This is a genomic window from Rhodococcus sp. 852002-51564_SCH6189132-a (assembly GCF_001665495.1).
Classification (GTDB): Bacteria; Actinomycetota; Actinomycetes; order Mycobacteriales; family Mycobacteriaceae; genus Rhodococcus; species Rhodococcus pyridinivorans.
In genome coordinates this window covers 18,774-37,814 of record NZ_LZMJ01000072.1, presented here as the reverse complement: position 1 = coordinate 37,814, position 19,041 = coordinate 18,774, and the positions used below count along the sequence as shown (strand labels likewise).

The following is a 19,041-nucleotide window of genomic DNA, read 5'->3' as shown; positions in this document are numbered from 1 at the left end:
GGCGGTATCGAATTATCGCCGTCTGCTGTTCCTCCGGACCACCACGACGGCCACAACTGCGACGAGAAGCGCGATCACCAGGATTTCCATGGGAATCGACTACCCGGCACGGGGCGAAGCCTGCTGAGCACGGCCGTCGGATCTCGCCGTGTGGAAAGCTGCAGTCATGTCCGGAACTACGTTGACCCGCGCGCAGGTCGCGTCGATGATCGACCACACCCTCCTCAAGCCCGAAGCGTCCTCGCAGGACGTGCGGGCCCTCGTCGACGAAGCCGTCGAACTCGGCGTGTACGCGGTGTGCGTGTCGCCGTCGATGCTGCCCCTGCGGGCCGAGGGGGTCACGGTCGCGACGGTCGTCGGTTTCCCTTCCGGCAAGCACCATTCCCTCATCAAGGGCGCCGAGGCGCGACTCGCCGTCGACGAGGGCGCACGCGAGATCGACATGGTGATCGACGTGGGCGCAGCGGTGGCCGGCGACTACAACGCCGTCCTCGCCGACATCCTCACCGTGCGTGAAGCGATCGGTTTCGACCCTGTCCTCAAGGTCATCATCGAATCCGCGGTGCTCTCCGACGAGGCGATCGTCGAGGTGTGCCGCGCCGCGGAGAAGGCCGGGGCGAACTTCGTGAAGACCTCCACCGGTTTCCATCCCGCGGGTGGCGCCACCACCCACGCGGTCGCGCTCATGGCGGAGACGGTGGGCGGCAAGCTCGGCATCAAGGCAAGCGGCGGCATCCGCACCGCCGAGGACGCGGTCGCAATGATCGAGGCCGGAGCGACGCGACTCGGACTGTCCGGCAGCCGCGCGGTGCTGGACGGGCTGCAGAGCTGACGACAGCTCTCGACGGTCTGCCGGACCGGCCTCCTCGCTCACGACAGGAGGCCGCAGCTGCCCTCCTGCTGTTGCTGCTGCTGTCCCTGCGGGGCCTCCGGCAGCACGAAGCGGCCACCCTCGAGGCGGAGATCGATACCGCTGTCGGTGACGTTCACCTCGGTGGCCTGCATACCCAGCGGGTACTGCTGCAGACCCGAGGTCAGGATCTCCACGACGCCGTCGACGAGGGCCGTCGGGAGCCCGATGCCGAGGATCGTCGCGTCGGTCGTCTCGACCGTCACCACACCGCCGTTCACCACCGGTCGCGCGGTGAACTCCGCGAGACCCTGGCCGCCGACCCTGAACGTCAGGGTGCCCGCGTTCTCGTCGGCCATGACATCGGTGACGAGGCCGCCGACCGACTGGCTCTGCACGGTCGCGAGGATCCCGGAGGTGGGCCACGAGACGTCGGCACTCGAGCTGCCGATGGTGCCGGCGCCCTCGGCGGAGTCGCGCAGGTCGACATCGTTGACCTCGGCGTGCACCTGCATCTGCTGGGCCGGACCGAAGGCGGTGTCGTCGCTGTCGAGAGCGACCGAGGGAACCTGCCGGTCGAGCAGCTGGAGCAACACCGGCTTCCAGCTCAGGTCGACGTCGACTCCCGTGCCGAGCTCGCTCTCGAAGGACTGGGCGAGGCAGGCCGTCGCGCGGTTGCGGACGTAGACCTCCGCGCCCACCAGGACTGCGACCAGCGCCGCGACGAGAACGACGGCGATCGTGACGGTGCGGTTGCGCTTCCGTTGCGTCATGGTCGCCGATTCTTCCGGACGACGCTGAGGATCGACTGAGCACACGGCCACAGGATGAGGAAAATATGTGAGGTGTACCACATTCTTCGGCTACGCTGGGCGCCATGACAGGGTGGACGGATTCAGGTTACGACGCAACCGGGCGGGCCGATGCCGACGACTCGCTGCGGCGCCTCGCCGCCACACAAGCCGGGTTCTTCACCGCACGCCAGGCCGTCGGTCACGGAATAGCAGCTCACGACTTCGCGGAACGCATCGAGGCGGGACTGTGGATCCGCGTCGAGACCGAACTGTTCCGCCTCAGCGACAGCCCACGGACGAAGTTCGACGAATTCGCCCAATGGTGCACCTGGTACGAGGGGGAAGCGGTCGTCTCGCACCAGAGCGCCGCCGACCTGCACGGCATGGGCCACCTGCAGCCCCGCTTCCTGCACCTGTCCACACCCGACCAGCGCACCGTGCCGAGCAACCGGCTCGCGCTGCATCACCGGACGCTGGCAGAGGAGGACTGCGAGGTCGTCGGGGCCTTCCGGATCACCACACCCGCCCGCACCGCGGTCGACCTCGCGGCCGGCGGCGTGTCCCAGGAAGTGCTCGACGAACTCGTCGGCGACGCAATCGCGCTCGGACGGGTCGACTCCGACCAGCTGCACGCCGCCGTGGCGAACCAGCCGGCCGCAGTGGCCGACCGGATCGAGCTCGCGCTCCTCGCCGCGGGCTGACCGACCGGAGCGACGACGAACTCGGACAGACGGTCTCAGACCGCGACCAGCTCGGATGCAACGGGTGCGCCGGCGGGCGCGACCGCGTCCCACGGCACCGTCAGCACGCAGTCACGCAGACGGCGGCGGGGCGGAGACACCGGGAAGCCCTGATCCCGCAGCAGCTCGAGCGTCGCCTTCCATCGGATCCGCGGCCCGAACGCCGCGTGCGGAGCGCTCGTCGCCCACGCCCGGTCGGCCGCGCGGAGCAGCGCGTGGATCGGCTCGCCCGGGACGTTCCGGTGGATCAGCGCCTTCGGCAGCCGTTCGGCGACGTCGGACGGTCTCTCCACGTGGAACGGGCTCCACGCCAGGGTCAGCGAACGGGGACCGTGCTCGTCGAGGAGCACCCAGGCGCAGCGCCGGCCCAGCTCGTCGCACGTGCCGTCGATGAGCAGGCCGCCGGGAGCGAGACCGGAACGCAGGTGCGCCCACGCCGGTTCGACCGCCTCCTCCGGATACTGCCGGAGCACGTTGAAGGCCCGGACCAGGGTCGGGCGCAGGCCCGCGAGCTCGAAGCCGCCCCGGGCGAACTCGACACCGTCGCGGCCCGGGACCACACGGTCCGGATCGATCTCGAGACCGACCACGCGCAGATCGCTGCGGACCCGACGCAGGCGCGCGGCGAGTTCGAGGGTCGTCACCGGCATGGCGCCGTAACCCAGATCGACCACCAGCGGGTCGGTGGCGTGCGTCAACGCCCTCATGATGTGGGGGTCGTGCATCGCCCAGCGGTCGCTGCGGCGCAGCCTGTTGATGCCGGTGGTGCCGCGCGTGACGACACCGACGGGTCCTCGATTCCGCACGCGCTACCGACCGGCGAGCCAGTCGGCGGTGATGGCCGCTTCGGTGCGGAACACGTCGACGAGATTGGTGAGGATGAGTTCTTCGAGTTTGCCGCCGACGAACGGGATGTGCACCTTGGCCTCGGAGGTGGTGCGGAGCGTGGCGCCATGGTCGTCGCCGAAGAGCTCCATCGTGCCCGTGAGGCTACCCGGACCGCCGGGGATCGACGCCTGGTAGGTGCCGGTCGCGCCGTCGGTGAACGGCCCGTAGTTCTCCTTGCGCGTGATGACCATGTCCTTCTTGATCACCGTGCGGGCGATCTCCGGCAGGTCGGAACGCGGCAGGACGTGGTGCAACACCAGCGCGATGCCCGATTCGGAGACCGTGAACCCGCGGACGTGGTTCTCCGAGTACTTGCGCATCTCGGTCATCCGCGCTTCCCAGTGGGCGGGGTCGGCGAGAGCCTCGTACACCCGCTCCGGTGGATGAGGGAAGCGGGCGGAGTAGTCGATACGCCGTGCCACGACCGGCCAGGTTACCGCGCCGGACGGCCTGCCCGGAAATCGCGACCGTCCACGGAGAGCTCAGCGGGGGTGCGATCAGGCCGAGTGATCCCCGTTCAACCACTGCTCGGTGAAGGTGCGCTCCGCGTCGAACAGCTCGACGAGCTGCTCGACGATCATCCCCTCGATCTTGGAACCGAGGAACGGGATCTTCACCTCGACGGTGCCCTCGATGACGACGGACGAGCCCGCGCCGTCGGCGATGAGCGTCATCCCACCGGTGACCTCGCCGGGCATGCCGTCGACGTGGGCCGAGAACCTGCCCTCGGCGCGGCCGTCGGCGAGCGCTCCCCACGATTCGTGACGCCGGATGACGAGATCGCCCGGGCGGAGGCTCGTGACCATGCTCGGCAGGTGTTCGGCCGGGATGGCCTGATGGAGGTCGAGCTCGATCGTGCCGTCGCCGGTGTCGGCGCGTTCGACCGCCGCACCCGGGCCACCGACCTCACGCAGCCGGGTCTGCCAGTACTGCGGATCGACGAACGCCGCGTGGACCGCAGCAGGCGGGGACGAGTAGTTCGCAGTGTGGTCGATAGGGCTGCCCATACGGGGCACGCTACCGTTTGCTGGTGCTTGATCCACGTACCAGGGCCCGGCTCGTCGAAACGGGAGCCACGGTGTCCGAGCAGGTGTCGCTGTCGGAATTCACGACCCTCCGGCTCGGTGGCCCCGCCCGGTATCTCGTCGAATGCACGTCCACCGCGTCGTTGATCGAGGTCGTGCGCCTGCTCGACGAGCAGGAAGTGCAGCTGCTGCTCCTCGCGGGTGGCTCCAACCTCGTGATCGGCGACGACGGCTTCGACGGCGTGGTGGTGCGTGTCGCGACCACCGGTGTCGACCTCCGCGACGACCACGTCCGGGTGGACGCGGGAGCCGAATGGGACGCCGTCGTCGCGGCCACCGTGGAGGCCGGCCTCGGCGGCCTCGAATGCCTGTCGGGCATCCCCGGCTCCACGGGAGCGACGCCGGTGCAGAACGTCGGCGCGTACGGCGTCGAGGTGGGCTCGATCCTGCGTCGCGTCCGCCTGTTCGACCGCGCCACCGGCCAGGACTCGTGGGCCGGCCCCGAGGCACTCGGTCTCGGCTACCGGACCAGCATCCTCAAGCACACCGACGCAGCGGTCGTCCTCGAGGTGGAACTGGACGTGCGGAGCGACGGTTCGTCCGCACCCCTCGCATACCGGGAGCTCGCTGTCGCGCTGGGTGCGGAGGAGGGCGAGCGCCGGCCGGCGGCGCAGGTACGCCAGCACGTGCTCGCGTTGCGCCGCAGCAAGGGCATGGTGCTCGACGCCGACGACCATGACACCTGGAGCGCCGGATCGTTCTTCACGAATCCCGTCGTCCCCGACGACCGCCTGCCGCAGGTGCTCGCGGCCATCGCGGCGAAGGTGGGGGAGGACGTGCGCATCCCGCAGTTCCCCGCGGACGGCGGCACCAAACTGTCGGCCGGATGGCTCATCGAGCGGGCCGGTTTCGTGAAGGGTTTCCCCAGCGCCGACGCACCGGCGCGGTTGTCGACGAAGCACACGCTGGCGCTCACCAACAGGGGAGCGGCATCGGCCGCGGACCTCGTGGCGCTGGCGCGGACGGTGCGCGACGGCGTCGAGGACGCCTTCGGGGTCCGTCTGCATCCCGAACCCGTCACCGTGAACTGCGTGATCTGACGGACGGCCCGCCCGTCGTCCCCGGTCGAACACCCCGAAGGCGGTGGCGGGATCGAAGACCAGCTCCCGCCCACCCACGGTGACCGTGACAGTACCGACGGGGGTGGGCGCGACCGCCTCGCCGCGCCCACCACCGCGGTGGGTCAGTCGGTGACGCGGTGGAACCGGCCGGCATTGGCCTGGTCGCGCGGCTTGACGATGATCTGGTCGAGGTTGACATGCGACGGCCGCGACGCGACGAAGCCGATGATGTCGGCGATGTCCTGGGCGACGAGCGGGGTGATGCCCTCGTACACCTTGTCGGCCCGATCCTTGTCGCCCTCGAAGCGCACCAGCGAGAACTCGGTCTCGACCGCGCCCGGCGCGACTTCGGTGAGGCGGACGGGCTGTCCGAGCAGTTCGCCGCGCAGCGTGCGGTGCAGCACGGCCTGCGCGTGCTTCGCCGAGGTGTAGCCGGCGCCGTTGTCGTAGGCCTCGAAGGCCGCGACCGAGGTGATGGTGACGATCAGGCCGTCGCCCGAGGCGATGAGCTTGGGGATCAGCGCCTTGGTGATGCGCATGGTGCCGATGACGTTGGTCTCCCACATCCAGCGCCAGTCGTCCTCGACGGCCTCGGCCACCGGTGCGAGTCCCTTGGCGCCACCGGCGTTGTTGACCAGCACGTCGACCCGCGGCAGCACCGTGGTGAAAGCGTCGACCGAATCCTCGTCGGTGACGTCGAGCTCGAGCGCGGTACCGCCGATCTCGTCGGCGAGCTTCTGCAGGCGGTCGAGGCGGCGTGCGCCCACCACGACGTGGAAGCCCTGTGCGGCGAGCGTGCGGGCGGTCGCCTCGCCGATTCCGGAGGAGGCTCCGGTGACGACGGCGACGCGGGAATCGGGAGAGATGCTCATGGGGGCAATCGTAGTGTCGGGCACCGGATGCCGCCGCACGTCCCGGCCTGCGAAGTCCTTTCCGTGCGGCTACCCTGCGGCGTATGACCACCACCCGCGGTCGATACAGTTCGGGCGAACAGACCCGGATCCGGCTCGTCGAAGCCGCTGAGCGGCTCTTCGCCCGCAGTGGATACGACGGGGTCACCCTCGCCGACATCCGCAAGGCCGCCGGACAGCACAACTCGTCCGTGGTCGGTTACTACTTCGGCACCAAGGAGGGGTTGCTCGAGGCGGTCTTCTCCCACCGGTTGCCCGCCCTGAACTCCCAGCGGGAAGCGCTCCTCGCCGAGATGCTGCGGACGCGGGAGACCCTCTCGGTCCGCGACCTGCTGTGGGTGATCATCCGCCCCCTGGCCGGCACGCTCGGCCGCAACAACCACTACGTCGCCTTCCTCGACCGGCTGTCGAACCACGACCGGTTCGCCGAGTGCTTCCGCGTCACCGGACCGACGGGAACCGAGAGCGGCCGCCGGTCCGACACCGCGCTACGGACCCTGCTCGGGCCGTTGCCCGACGATATCGCCGGGCAGCGTCTGCGGCTGGTCTACTCCGGCACCGTCGGTGCGCTGGCGCGGTGTCACCGTGCAGGCGAATCACCCACCACGGCAGAACTCGCCGCGCTCGTCGACGCATGGGAGGCGTTGTTGCTCGCCCCGGTGTCGGCGGAGACCGCGCACGCACGCGGGGACGTGCAGGAAGATTTCCCACCGGATCGGTGAGGATTGGACACGACGCGGTTCGGGCGATAGTTTGAGCGACATGTCAGTCGGCCACGCCTCCGCACCGCGGGTCACCTATGTGACCGCCGCGCTGGGATCACGGCTGCCTCTGGCGCGCGAACTCTGTTGTCGCTGCTGCGGAAAGTAACTCCGCACCGATCCCGCCCTCGTTGTGCGGGTCCGTCTCCGATCATGTTCTCCACGTCGGGGTCTCGGTGCGTCGATCGTCTCCCGCCCGTTCTCCGGTCATCACGTCCGGATCAGCAGCCAAGGATCAGCGCCGTGTCGGTTCCCACTCTCTCGCCGTCCGTTTCCCTTCCCTCGCGGTCGTCCGCGCCCCGTCGCGCCGCCGGTTCCGCCGTCCGTGGATCCACGCGTGCGACGGTCGTCCGTCCCCGCACCTCCCGTGTGTCGAGCCCCGTCAGGATCGTTCCGCCGGACCTGCGTATCGCCGACGGCACCGGGGCGTCGGTCTTCCGTGTCGCCGCCAACCGCGGCCCCGTCTCGCGCGACGTGATCGCCAAGGTCACCGGTGCGAGCATCGCCACCGTCAATCGTCAGGTGTCGGCCCTGCTCTCGGCAGGTCTGCTGCGTGAGCGCGCCGACCTGACCGAACCCGGCGCGGTCGGCCGGCCGCGTGTTCCCGTCGAGGTCGACCACGAGCGGTACCTGACGGTCGGCATTCACATCGGTGCCGTCACCACCGGCATCGTCGCCAGCGACCTGCGCGGTCGCATCATCGGCGCCGTCGAGGTCCCCACGCCGACCGGCGACCAGGACGCCGCGCTCGCGTCGATCACCGCGAGCGCCAAGGCCTTCGTCGGGCGGTGGCACCGCCGCGCCCCGTTGTGGGTCGGCGTCGCACTCGGCGGGCGGGTGGACTCGAACACCGCCGTCGTCACGCACCCGCGACTCGGCTGGGTCGACGCCCGGGTCGGCGCGATCGTCGGTGGCGGTATGGGGCTTCCGGTCTCGGTGGCCGCGCACGTCGAGGCGATGGCCGCCTCCGAACTGCTCCTCACCCCCGATCGCGACGCCCCCGAGGCCAAGGGCACCGGCCTGTACTTCTACGTTCGTGAGACGGCCGGTGTGGCAATCACTTTCGAGGGCAAGGTGCACACCCCTGCCGGCGGTCCGGGTTCGGTGACGCATTTCCCCACCGGTTCGTCGGCCCGGTGCTCGTGCGGTGGCACGGGTTGCCTCGAAGCGACGGTGAGCGATCGGGCGGTCGTGCAGCGCGCGGTGGCCGAGGGCATCCTCGCCGACGGCGACAACACCATTCAGTCGCTCTACCGCCTCGCGCGGGACGGTTCCGAGGCCGCCCACGGTCTGTTCGTCGAGCGGGCCACCGTGCTCGGCCGCACCGTCGGAATGCTGCGCGACCTGTTCAATCCCGACCGTGTGATTCTCGGCGGACAGGCCTTCACCGAGTACCCGGCCGCGGTTCCGCACGTCGCCCGCGCGTTCGCCGCGTCGACCATCCTGCCGCGCAAGGACATCCGCATCACCGGCTTCGGCAACCGGGTGCAGGCCCACGCCGCGGGTGTCGTCTCGCTCAGCTCATTGTTCTCGGATCCGATCGCGGCGATGAAGCGCACCGAACTCTGAGTGATCCCGTCGGATTCACACGCTCGGTGGGGCGTCCGTCGCGTCCGCAGCGGCGCCCCGCCGGTCGAGTTCCGCCCGGGCCCGGTCCAGCCCGCCGTGTTCGAGTGCGGCCGAGTGCGATTCGTCGGCCCACACCAGTTTCCCGCGTTCGTGGACCGTCACGGTCATGCGACCGCCGAGATGTTCGATCGAACCGGCGACGTTCCGTCGTTCCGCGGGCAGGGGGACCGGAAGGACGTGCGCCGCTCCGAGGGGTGAGCTTCCCGAGATCTCCACGCTCCAGCGGGCATTGCGGCCGCGCAGGTGCCAGCTCTCGTCGGTGACCGTCGCCCGGACGGGGGATGTGACGGGATTGCCCAGTCGCACGATGCGCCCGTCGGCTAGTGCGACGACGACCGCCGTGACCTCCGTGCGCAGCGGACCCGAATGCACCTGCCCGCCGGCGAACGCCACACACGCCTGCGGGTCGGCGAATCCCTGCGCCTGCCCCCACCACCACGACTCGGGGAAACCGCCCTTACCCCAGTTCTTCTCGCCGTAGACCTGGGCTCCGGTCAGATCCCACTTCTCGTCGCCGAGGATCGCGTGCCCTTCCACCCGGCCGCCGAGCAGCCAGGAATGCCAGTACTGGTTGAGGCCGGGGACGGAATGGAAGACGCTCGACGCGCCGAAGCGGCGTCGCGGCCAGGGCCGCAGATCCGACAACCGGATGTCGAGACGGGCGTCGTCGCCGAGATCCATCCACACGCGTTCGCTGTCGCCACAGAAGACGTCGCCGGCCGACGCGCCGAGCCGATCGGGATCGGCAGCGGCCACCGGATGCGCGGCGGTGCGCAGGAAACCCCCGGGATGGGCGGCCAGGCCGAGCGTCGCCCAGTGCGAGCCGGGCCCTCCCGAGTCGTCCGCACGGTTGACCCCGCACAGGGCGATGACGACGCGGCCGGTTCCGGGCTGGGTGAAGCGCCAGAAGTAACCCTCCATCGCGACGCCGTGCGCGGCGAGAGGATTCCCGAAGGGCAGATCCGCTCCCGACGCGCGGTAGCGGGTCCACAGATTCCTCGGTGAGAGTTCCTTCGGTGAGAGCCGCCCGTGTCGTTCGTGCACCGCCATGCCCGCTCCGTTCCGTAGATCCGTCCTGTCCGTTCCCCGGATGTACCAAGCATGGCCGTTCCCGTCACGGAACGTGCGGAATGGGGCGGCGACGTCCGGAGGTCGGGAGGTACCTGCACCTCGCGTGGTCGGTCGGCCATAACGTTGACCGGACCGGATCGGACCGAAGAGAACGCGAGAAGTACGTGACAGGAGAGAAGGGCGGCTCGTACCGCGAGTTGTTCGCAGCGTCGGGGGCAGCCGCGTTCTGCCTGGCGGGATTCGTGGCGCGCCTGCCGATCGCGATGGTCGGGATCGGCATCGTCACGATGTTCTCCCAGCTCGAGGGGAACTACGCGGTCGGCGGCGCACTGTCCGCGGTGTTCGCGCTGTCGTACGCCGTGCTCACCCCGCTCGTCTCCCGCGCGGTCGACCGGTACGGCCAGCGACGGGTCCTGCCCACGGCCGCGGCCGTCAGTGCGGTCGCCACCCTCGCGATGCTCGCCGGCGTCCGGTTCGAGGTGCCCACGGTGTGGCTGTTCGTCTGCGGGATCCCGGCCGGACTCATGCCCACGATCGGCGCGATGGTGCGGGCGCGGTGGACACAGCTCTACGGCGGCACCCCGCGACTGCGCACCGCCTTCGCACTCGAAGCGGTGGTCGACGAGGTGTGCTTCATCGTCGGCCCCGTCCTGTCGGTGGGCCTGAGCGTGGCAGTCTTCCCCGAGGCCGGCCCGCTGCTCGGCGCCGTCCTGCTGCTCGTCGGCACCCTCGCCCTCGCGGCGCTGCGCAGCACGGAGCCTCCCGTGCAACCGCACACCGACGACCGTGCGCGGACGAACATCCTGCGCATGCCCGTCCTCCTGTCGATCGTCGTGGTGATGGTCGCGATGGGTGTGGTCTTCGGGGTGATCGATGTCGCGGCCGTCGCGTTCACGGCCGAACAGAACTCTCCGGGATCGGCCACCTTCGCGCTCGCGCTGTTCGCGACGGGTTCGGCGACGAGCGGCCTGATCTTCGGTAGCCGGGTGGGATCGAGTGCTCCGACCCGCCAGTTGTTCGCCGCCACCGGCACTCTCGCCGTCCTGCTGTGCCCGTTGCTGCTCGCCGGTTCGGTGCCGATGCTCACGGTGCTGTACTTCGTTGCCGGATGCGCGATCTCACCCATCATGATCGTGGCGACATCGCTGACGCAGCAGATCGTGCCGCCCGACCGGCTCACCGAGAGCATCACCTGGACGGTCGCGGGTGTCGGCGTCGGCGTCGCCGCGGGTTCGGCGCTGGTGGGACAGGTCATCGACCGGACCGACGCCGGCACCGGATATCTCGTGGCGGTTGCCTCGGGCATCCTCGCGGTCACCTGTGCCGGCGGGATCCATGTGCGAGCACGGTTAGAGTGACGCGCATGGCAGTTCGTGAAGTGGCCGGTATCGACGGCACCTCCCTCGTCTATCGCGCATTCGGCTCCGAGACGGCACCGGTTCTGGTGTTGCTCCACGGGTGGGCGCAGTCGTCACAGTGCTGGGGCGACGGGGTTCTCGACGCACTCGCCCGCGACTTCCGGGTGGTCGCCGTCGACCTGCGCGGACACGGTTATTCGCAGGCCCCCGAGACCGGATACGCCGATCGCAGCCTGTGGGCCGGCGACCTCGCCGCGGTGCTCGCCGCCGAGAACGTCTCCGAGACGAACCCGGCGGTGCTGCTCGGCTGGTCGTACGGCGGCCTGGTGATCTGCGATTATCTCGCTGAACACGGCGCGGGAGCCGTCGCCGGCCTGGTTCTCGTGGGTGCCATCACGAGCATCGGCCGTGGCGAGAAGGGCGGACGCGTCGGTGCCTCGATGCGTGCCGCGATTCCCGCCGCGATGTCGGAGGACCCGAAGGAAGCGGTGCGCGCGCTCGGCTCCTTCGGCAACGCCCTCACCGGTCCCGTCGTCGAGGGCAGCGCTCTCCTCGAAGGCAAGGGTGCGGTGTCGCAGGCCTTGTTCGGCGCGAGCCTGTCCACCCCGCCGCGCGTCCGTGCGGCGCTGTTCGACCGGGCGGTGGGCAACGACGACCTGCTCGCCGGTCTGGACGTGCCGGTTCTCCTCCTGCACGGCGACGCCGACTCGGTCGTCGACGTCTCCGCGGCGCACCACGCGGCGTCGCTGCTGCGACGCGCCACGACCTCGATCTGGGAGGGCGTCGACCACGGTCCGTTCGTCGAAGATCCCCACCGATTCGTGTCGGAGGTCGGAGAGTTCGCTCGCACCGCGACGGCGGAGGCGGCGACACGCGAAGATCGGCAGCAGGGCAGTATGGAGGGGTGACGTCCCAGCCCAGCCGCCCGCACCGCGTGGCCGTGATCTCGGTCCACACCTCGCCGCTGGCGCAGCCCGGAACCGGGGACGCAGGCGGTATGAACGTGTACGTCCTGCAGACCGCCGTCGAGCTCGCGCGTCGCGGCGTCGAAGTCGAGATCTTCACCCGCGCGACCTCGTCGGCCGATCCGGCCGTCCAGCAGGCCGCGCCCGGGGTGCTCGTCCGCAACATCGAGGCCGGCCCCTTCGAAGGCCTCGACAAACACGACCTGCCGACGCAGCTGTGCGCTTTCGCTGCCGGCGTGCTGCGCGAGGAGGCACGGCACCCGCAGGGCTACTACGACCTGGTGCACTCGCACTACTGGTTGTCGGGGCAGGTCGGTTGGCTCGCCCGCGACCGCTGGGGTGTGCCGCTCGTGCACACCGCCCACACGCTCGCCGCGGTGAAGAACGCCTCGCTCGCCGAGGGCGACACCCCCGAACCCGCAGCCCGGCAGATCGGGGAACAGCAGGTCGTCGCGGAGTCCGACCGCCTGGTGGCCAACACCGCCGACGAAGCGGGGCAGCTCGAACGCATCTACGGGGCCGATCCCGCGAAGATCGACGTCGTCGCACCGGGCGCCGACCTGAACCGCTACCGGCCCGGCGACCGCGCGGCCGCCCGCGCCGAGCTCGGACTCGATCCGCGCGAGACCGTCGTGGCGTTCGTAGGCCGCATCCAGCCGCTCAAGGCTCCCGACGTGCTGCTCGAGGCCGCGGCGCGGGCCCTCGCCGACGACCCCGGCATGCCGCTGCGGGTCCTCGTCGTGGGAGGCCCGTCGGGAACGGGTCTCGAGCGCCCCGACGCGCTCATCGAACTCGCGTCCGCACTGGGTATCGCGTCGCGGGTCACCTTCCTCCCGCCGCAGCCGCCGGACCGTCTCGTCCAGGTCTACCGGGCTGCGGATCTCGTTGCGGTGCCGAGTTATTCGGAGTCCTTCGGTCTCGTCGCGATCGAGGCGCAGGCCTGCGGCACGCCCGTGCTGGCCGCGAACGTCGGTGGTCTCGGCGTCGCCGTGCGCGACGGGGAGACCGGCGTGCTCGTCGACGGGCACCGCATCGACGACTGGGCGACGGCGTTGCGGTCGCTCGTCGGCGATCCGGATCGTCTCGCCCGATTCGCGGCGACCGCGCCCGTGCATGCGGAGTCCTTCTCGTGGGAACACACCGCGGAAGGACTGCTCGACAGTTACCGACGGGCCGGGATGCGCCGCAACCGCGCCTTCGGTACCGGCGAGCACTCGCTGCGACGGCAGCGTGGAGTGTGGAAGTTGCGACGGACGAGGGGAGTCACGGCATGAGCGACCGGCTCATCGAACTGATCGAATCGACGCTGCGCGATCGCGAGCTCGAGTTCTCCGTCAAGGAGGGCGGGCACTTCGTCGTCGAGCTCCCGGGCGAGAAGAAGCTCAAGACGACCACGCTGCTCAGCGTCGGACAGCACGGTGTGCGGGTCGAGGCGTTCGTGTGCCGCAAGCCGGACGAGAACTTCGAATCGGTGTACCGCTACCTGTTGCGCCGCAACCGTCGCCTCTACGGCGTGGCGTACACGCTCGACAAGGTCGGCGACATCTATCTGGTGGGACGCATCGCCGCGCACGCGGTGACCCCCGAGGAGATCGACGCGGTCCTCGGGCAGGTCCTCGAGGCGGCGGACCACGACTTCAACATCATCCTCGGTATCGGGTTCATCACGTCCATCAAGCGCGAATGGGAGTGGCGGGTCTCGCGCGGCGAACCGTTGCGCAATCTCGAGCCGTTCCGTCACCTCATCGAGGAGGAGACCGGCACGCCGTTCGAGCCCGATGTGGACGACGACGAACCCGAGGATCGGCGCGAAGCGAACGGGTGACGGCGTTGCCGGACACCGTTATCTCGCCGTGAACATGTCCGGTTGGAGAGGTCTGCACGGCCGTATGGTGTGACCATCACCACAATCGAAATCCGCTGGAAACGTCCGGGAAACGGTGCGTTCCCGCGAAGCGAACTGGGGTTTTGTCGATCGCCGGTCCGGTTTCTCGCACAGCCGTACCGGAAAATCGACCCGTGACCTCGCCGTGATGAACCCTTACCGTCGATGTAGGCCCGATACCGACGGGCGTTACACACCGGCCCCGCAGCCGCTCGTTCCACCCCCGCGGGATTGTCGGATCCACAACCTGCCGAGGGGTGGAGCGAGAGAGCGACCGGGCGTGCGCGAGCACCGCACCGTGTCGCCGGCACCGACCGTCCAGCCCACATGTGGCGGACCCATTGCGTCGGGGGCCTCGCAAGCAGCCGGAAAGGATTCATCCACATGGCAAAGTTCACGATCAAGCGCGCCTTGGGCACCCTCGCTGCCTCCACTGCACTCGTTGCGACCCCGTTCGCTCTGGGTGCCGGTACCGCCAACGCCGCATCCGGCAACTGGGATGCCGTCGCACAGTGCGAGAGCGGTGGAAACTGGGCGATCAACACCGGTAACGGCTACTACGGCGGTCTGCAGTTCTCGCAGAGCACCTGGGAGGCCTACGGTGGCTCGGGAACCGCGAACAACGCCTCGCGCGAGGAGCAGATCCGCGTCGCCGAGAACGTCCTCGCCGGACAGGGCGTCGGTGCATGGCCGGTCTGCGGTCAGTACCTCTGACCGCAGCGCCCTCGGGCGTAGGGAGCGCAGCTCACACGACATCGTGAGCGCAGCTCCAGCAGCTTCCGAACCCCGCGTGCGATCCGTCGCACGCGGGGTTCGTGCTCTCCGGCAGGCGAACCGCGCCGGGAACGGTATCCTCGCAATCCTCACACAGCGCGTGTGACGGGCTTCACAACCGCTGCGGTAGTGTGGACTCGACCGAAAGTCGGCACGGCGTGCCAGCAGAATGCTCGGAGGATGAGTAATGAGTTTCCGCAGTCCCTTTCCCGACGTCGACATCCCGGCATCGAGTGTCTACGACTTCCTGTTCGGTTCGCTCGACGAGTCCGAGCTCGATCGACCCGCGCTCATCGACGGCGCGTCCGGCACCGTGACGGACTACCGCACGCTCGTGGCCCACATCGACGCCGTCGCCGGAGCGCTGGCCGCCCGGGGCATCGGTGTGGGGAAGGTCGTCGGGCTGCTCGCACCCAACGTGCCGGCCTTCGCCTCGGTCTTCCACGGCATCCTGAGGTCCGGCGCCACCGCGACCACGATCAACGCCCTCTACACAGCCGGGGAGATTTCGAAGCAACTCGACGACTCGGGGGCCGTGGCACTGTTCACGGTGTCCCCGTTCCTGCCGCAGGCGAAGGAGGCCGCCGCGGCCGCCGGGATCCCCGACGAGTTGCTCTTCGTGCTCGACGGCGCCGAGGGCCATCCGTCCCTGCGCGACGTGCTCACCGAGGGTTCACCGGCTCCCGCCGTCGAGTTCGATCCGGCCACCCACCTCGCGGTACTGCCGTACTCCTCGGGCACGACCGGCCGGCCCAAGGGCGTGATGCTCACGCACCGCAATCTCGTCGCGAACGTCTGCCAGATCACCCCGCGGATGGGTATCGCCGCCGACGACCGCGTGCTCGCACTGCTGCCGTTCTTCCACATCTACGGCATGACGGTGCTGCTGAACGCCGCGCTGTACAACCGCGCGTCGCTGGTGACGATGCCGAAGTTCGACCTCGTCGACTTCCTCACCTACATCTCGGAACACAAGTGCACGTACGTGTTCATCGCGCCGCCGGTCGCTGTCGCGCTCGCCAAGCACCCCCTCGTCGACCAGTACGATCTGTCGAGCGTGCACACGGTCTTCTCCGGTGCTGCACCGCTCGACAAGGAACTCGCCGGATCGGTCGCGAAGCGCTTGGGCTGCAACGTCCGGCAGGGATACGGCATGTCGGAGATGTCTCCCGTGTCGCACGCAATTCCCTTCGAGGACAACGAGACCGAACTCGATTCGGTGGGACCGACGATCGCGAACATGGAATGCAAGATCGTCGATCCCGCCACCGGCGAGGAAGTCGAATATCCCACCGGCGACGGCGTTTCGGCGCCCGGCGAACTGTGGTGCAAGGGACCGAACGTCATGGTCGGTTATCTCGGCAATCCCGAGGCCACGGCCGACACCCTCGACGAGGACGGCTTCCTCCACACCGGCGACATCGCCACGGTCGACGGGAAGGGTGCCGTCCGGATCGTCGACAGGCTCAAGGAACTCATCAAGTACAAGGGCTACCAGGTGCCGCCGGCCGAGCTCGAGGCTCTGCTGCTCACGCACCCGCAGATCGCCGACGCCGCGGTGATCGGCGTCCGTGACGCCGAGGGCGAGGAGGTTCCGAAGGCCTTCGTCGTCCGGCAGCCGGATTCGACGATCGACGAGGACGAGGTCATCGACTTCGTGGCCGCGCGGGTCGCGCCGCACAAGAAGGTCCGCCAGGTCGAGTTCATCGACACGGTGCCGAAATCCTCTGCGGGCAAGATTCTTCGGAAGGATCTGCGCGCCCTGAACGCCTGACGGGCGCACCGGCGACGTGTGGATCCCCGGGAGATCGTGTGTCTCCCGGGGATGCCGCTGTCCGGCCCCTGCTACGGAACCGCCGGGCCTCGACCTCTCGGGCCGTGGAGGACCCTGCCCGATCAGGCGAGCATGTGTGGTTGTCCCGCTCGGTACCGGTCGGCGTTGATGCGCCGCAAGGGTTCCAGTTCGGGCGGTTCGTGCAACTTGTACAGTGCCGGCGGTGCGGCGGGGGAGCCCGCAGTCTGGAGCAACGCACCCACCGCCGCCCGCGCCGATTCGTTCGCGCTCTCCATCGTCGCGAGGTCGATGTCGTTGCGGACGTAGTCGCCCGCGAGGAACAGGTTCGGGATCGCGGTGTGTGCCTCGGGCCGGTTCGCGAGCGACCCCGCGGTGTTGATGAGCAGCGGGTGTCGTTGGTGACGCCACCGGCTCCCCACTTCACGCCGGGATCGAGGAACCACGAGGCGATGTCGTTCTCGTCGATCGCGCCCGTCCCGTCCTCGAGGCAGGCCGACATCTGCGCCCACACCTCGCGGGCGATCTCCTCCGGCGTGCACTGCCTGGCGGTTCTGCCGTAGAGGATGCCGGGGGTGTCCCAGTCGGAGATGTCCACCGACAGGCAGTCGTGCGCCGAACCGTCGCCGTACCGTTGAGGGAAGTCGCCGCGCCACAGCGAGACGGCGCGTTCGGCCGGCATCGCCGCGACGAGCTGTCGCGTCAGTGCGGAGACGAGCTGTCGCGTCAGTGCGGAGACGAGGATCTCGCGGTATCCCTTCGACTTGCCGTCGGCCTCGAGGGTCTGCGCCCACGTCTCGTGTTCCCACTGGCCGTCGCGACGTTCGAGGCTGCTGGTGAGGAACATGACGAGTTTGCGCATGAAGACCGCGAGCTCGTGCGGTGGGATCGAGCCGCCGAGGGAGAAGGCCGCCGTCAGGCTCTCCTGCAGACTCAGCGGGTCGTAGATATCGAAGCGCAACGGTGCGATGGAGGCCGGGGCGGTGAGGTCGGGCGCGCCGGGGATCGCCATCCGGAAGCCGTGTCCCGCAACGAGTTTGTCGAACACGCCGTTCGGGTTTCCGGGGAACGGGATCCGTCGCATCGTGTCGGGGATGTGCTGGTAGAAGCCGGGGAAGAAGCGGAAGCCGTGTTCACCGGGCAGATCGAGGCGGCCGCCTGCCGCGGTGCCGGGGGAGGGGGTGCTGCGCGCCTTGCCGCCGAGCGCGGTCGGCTCGAAGACGGTGACCTCGAAGCCGCGTTCGATCAACTCGTGCGCGGCGGCCGGTCCGGCCATCCCGCCGCCGAGGATCGCGACCCGGCGTCCGCCGGAGTGCACCGCCGGTGCGCGGCGGCTCGGCTGTGCGCCCGCCGTGACCGGCAGGGCTCGGCTGTGCGCCCGCCGTGACCGGCAGGGCTGCGGCCCCGAGCGCGCCGAGGGCGGTGAGGACGGTGCGGCGGGACATGCGTCCGTCGGGCTGCGGACCCCGGTGTGGCTGCGGACCCCGGTGTGGCTGCGGACCCCGGTGTGACATCGAATCCCGTGTGTGTCGGTGATGACGAACTGTGGTGCGCGGCGCCGACTCCCGCGTTCCTGGCAACGTACATTGTCAGATACGGCCCACGATCGGGGGCGCCCGTGGCGAAATCCCCATCCGTGCATGTCAGGATTGGGTCATGACTATCGGAACACTTGTTCTGCTCCGCCACGGCGAGAGCGAATGGAATGCGATGAACCTGTTCACCGGCTGGGTGGACGTGCATCTGACCGACAAGGGGATCGCCGAGGGCAAGCGGGCCGGTGCCCTCCTCGTCGAGCACAATGTGCTTCCCGACGTCTCCTACACCTCCCTGCTGCGCCGCGCGATCAGCACCGCCAACTTCGCGCTCGACGCCGCCGACCGGCACTGGATCCCCGTCATCCGCGACTGGCGTCTCAACGAACGCCACTACGGCGCGCTCCAGGGCAAAAACAAGTCCGAGATCAAGGACGAGTTCGGCGAGGAGCAGTTCATGCTGTGGCGTCGCAGCTACGACACCCCGCCGCCGCCGATCGAGCCGGGTTCGAAGTACAGCCAGGACGCCGACCCGCGCTACGCCGACGTCGACGAGGTTCCCCTCACGGAGTGCCTGAAGGACGTCGTCGCCCGTTTGATCCCGTACTGGGAGTCGACGATCTCCCAGGACCTGCTCGCGGGCAAGACCGTGCTCGTCACCGCGCACGGCAACTCGTTGCGCGCGCTCGTCAAGCACCTCGACGGGATCTCCGACGACGACATCGCGGGCCTGAACATTCCGACGGGCATCCCGCTGCGCTACGACCTCGACGAGAACCTGCGCCCGCTGAACCCGGGTGGCACCTATCTCGACCCCGAGGCCGCAGCTGCCGGTGCGGCGGCGGTCGCGAACCAGGGCGCCAAGTAGCAGCCTCACGGAAGCGAGATCCGACCCCGTTGCCGTTCGGTGACGGGGTCGGTTCGTTCGTGCAGGTCCGTCGC

At 69.4% G+C, this 19,041-nt stretch carries 20 protein-coding genes; 13 read left to right on the top strand and 7 right to left on the bottom strand.

Features of this window, described 5'->3' with window-relative positions:
• Positions 1–166 precede the first annotated feature (166 nt).
• Positions 167–832, top strand: a complete 666-nt coding sequence (deoC, locus tag A5767_RS18460) for a deoxyribose-phosphate aldolase (protein WP_019291175.1) — start codon at positions 167–169, stop codon at positions 830–832.
• 38 nt (positions 833–870) lie between these two features.
• On the opposite strand, the gene A5767_RS18455 is transcribed toward deoC, so the two are convergent.
• Entirely contained in the window at positions 871–1,623 is a 753-nt protein-coding gene (locus A5767_RS18455) for an LmeA family phospholipid-binding protein (protein WP_064852885.1), read from the bottom strand.
• A 104-nt stretch (positions 1,624–1,727) separates the two neighbouring features.
• On the opposite strand from A5767_RS18455, the gene A5767_RS18450 reads away from it, so the two are divergent.
• Complete coding sequence (locus A5767_RS18450; protein WP_006552373.1) at positions 1,728–2,345, top strand: type IV toxin-antitoxin system AbiEi family antitoxin domain-containing protein; 618 nt, start codon at positions 1,728–1,730, stop codon at positions 2,343–2,345.
• Positions 2,346–2,380: 35 nt separating this feature from the next.
• On the opposite strand, the gene A5767_RS18445 is transcribed toward A5767_RS18450, so the two are convergent.
• The 3 genes from A5767_RS18445 to A5767_RS18435 form a co-directional block, all read right to left on the bottom strand.
• Positions 2,381–3,190 carry a methylase gene (locus tag A5767_RS18445; protein WP_019291178.1) on the bottom strand — a complete coding sequence of 270 codons (810 nt, stop codon included), beginning with the start codon at positions 3,188–3,190 and terminating at the stop codon, positions 2,381–2,383.
• Positions 3,191–3,193: 3 nt separating this feature from the next.
• A complete protein-coding gene (locus A5767_RS18440; protein WP_064852884.1) occupies positions 3,194–3,694 on the bottom strand; it encodes a DUF2505 domain-containing protein in 501 nt (166 codons plus the stop codon).
• Positions 3,695–3,769: 75 nt separating this feature from the next.
• Complete coding sequence (locus A5767_RS18435; protein WP_006552370.1) at positions 3,770–4,279, bottom strand: DUF2505 domain-containing protein; 510 nt, start codon at positions 4,277–4,279, stop codon at positions 3,770–3,772.
• 23 nt (positions 4,280–4,302) lie between these two features.
• Here A5767_RS18435 and A5767_RS18430 point away from each other — a divergent pair, with 23 nt between their 5' ends.
• Complete coding sequence (locus A5767_RS18430) at positions 4,303–5,397, top strand: UDP-N-acetylmuramate dehydrogenase (protein ID WP_082937742.1); 1,095 nt, start codon at positions 4,303–4,305, stop codon at positions 5,395–5,397.
• A gap of 143 nt (positions 5,398–5,540) precedes the next feature.
• Here A5767_RS18430 and A5767_RS18425 read toward each other — a convergent pair whose 3' ends face one another.
• Complete coding sequence (locus tag A5767_RS18425; RefSeq protein ID WP_006552368.1) at positions 5,541–6,290, bottom strand: SDR family NAD(P)-dependent oxidoreductase; 750 nt, start codon at positions 6,288–6,290, stop codon at positions 5,541–5,543.
• Positions 6,291–6,373: 83 nt separating this feature from the next.
• Between A5767_RS18425 and A5767_RS18420 the strand changes: the two genes are divergently transcribed.
• The gene (locus tag A5767_RS18420) at positions 6,374–7,051 is read left to right on the top strand and encodes a TetR/AcrR family transcriptional regulator (protein WP_033096125.1); all 678 of its coding nucleotides are present in this window, start codon (positions 6,374–6,376) and stop codon (positions 7,049–7,051) included.
• 282 nt (positions 7,052–7,333) lie between these two features.
• A complete protein-coding gene (locus tag A5767_RS18415) occupies positions 7,334–8,659 on the top strand; it encodes an ROK family transcriptional regulator (RefSeq protein WP_064852883.1) in 1,326 nt (441 codons plus the stop codon).
• A 15-nt stretch (positions 8,660–8,674) separates the two neighbouring features.
• On the opposite strand, the gene A5767_RS18410 is transcribed toward A5767_RS18415, so the two are convergent.
• Positions 8,675–9,769 (bottom strand): tocopherol cyclase family protein, encoded by a 1,095-nt coding sequence (locus tag A5767_RS18410; RefSeq protein ID WP_064852882.1) that lies wholly within the window; start codon positions 9,767–9,769, stop codon positions 8,675–8,677.
• 80 nt (positions 9,770–9,849) lie between these two features.
• Between A5767_RS18410 and A5767_RS18405 the strand changes: the two genes are divergently transcribed.
• The 6 genes from A5767_RS18405 to A5767_RS18380 all read left to right on the top strand — a co-directional run bounded on the left by A5767_RS18405 (position 9,850) and on the right by A5767_RS18380 (position 16,546).
• Positions 9,850–11,148 carry an MFS transporter gene (locus A5767_RS18405; RefSeq protein WP_231913221.1) on the top strand — a complete coding sequence of 433 codons (1,299 nt, stop codon included), beginning with the start codon at positions 9,850–9,852 and terminating at the stop codon, positions 11,146–11,148.
• Between the two features lie 5 nt (positions 11,149–11,153).
• Complete coding sequence (locus A5767_RS18400) at positions 11,154–12,056, top strand: alpha/beta fold hydrolase (RefSeq protein WP_033096122.1); 903 nt, start codon at positions 11,154–11,156, stop codon at positions 12,054–12,056.
• Positions 12,053–13,387: a D-inositol-3-phosphate glycosyltransferase gene (mshA, locus tag A5767_RS18395; protein ID WP_006552362.1), complete on the top strand. Its 1,335-nt coding sequence runs from the start codon at positions 12,053–12,055 to the stop codon at positions 13,385–13,387. Before A5767_RS18400 ends, mshA begins: the two co-directional genes overlap by 4 nt.
• Entirely contained in the window at positions 13,384–13,938 is a 555-nt protein-coding gene (locus A5767_RS18390) for a YbjN domain-containing protein (protein ID WP_006552361.1), read from the top strand. Before mshA ends, A5767_RS18390 begins: the two co-directional genes overlap by 4 nt.
• 444 nt (positions 13,939–14,382) lie before the next feature.
• Positions 14,383–14,712 (top strand): transglycosylase family protein, encoded by a 330-nt coding sequence (locus A5767_RS18385; protein WP_006552360.1) that lies wholly within the window; start codon positions 14,383–14,385, stop codon positions 14,710–14,712.
• Between the two features lie 247 nt (positions 14,713–14,959).
• On the top strand, positions 14,960–16,546 hold the full coding sequence (locus tag A5767_RS18380) for an AMP-binding protein (protein WP_006552359.1): 1,587 nt from the start codon (positions 14,960–14,962) through the stop codon (positions 16,544–16,546).
• Here A5767_RS18380 and A5767_RS18375 read toward each other — a convergent pair.
• Entirely contained in the window at positions 16,476–17,882 is a 1,407-nt protein-coding gene (locus tag A5767_RS18375) for an NAD(P)-binding protein (protein ID WP_331712103.1), read from the bottom strand. The two genes, A5767_RS18380 and A5767_RS18375, sit on opposite strands and share 71 nt — an antisense overlap.
• 34 nt (positions 17,883–17,916) lie before the next feature.
• Here A5767_RS18375 and A5767_RS24035 point away from each other — a divergent pair, with 34 nt between their 5' ends.
• On the top strand, positions 17,917–18,075 hold the full coding sequence (locus A5767_RS24035) for a hypothetical protein (RefSeq protein WP_331712102.1): 159 nt from the start codon (positions 17,917–17,919) through the stop codon (positions 18,073–18,075).
• Between the two features lie 145 nt (positions 18,076–18,220).
• Positions 18,221–18,967: a phosphoglyceromutase gene (locus A5767_RS18370; RefSeq protein WP_064852880.1), complete on the top strand. Its 747-nt coding sequence runs from the start codon at positions 18,221–18,223 to the stop codon at positions 18,965–18,967.
• Positions 18,968–19,041 lie beyond the last annotated feature (74 nt).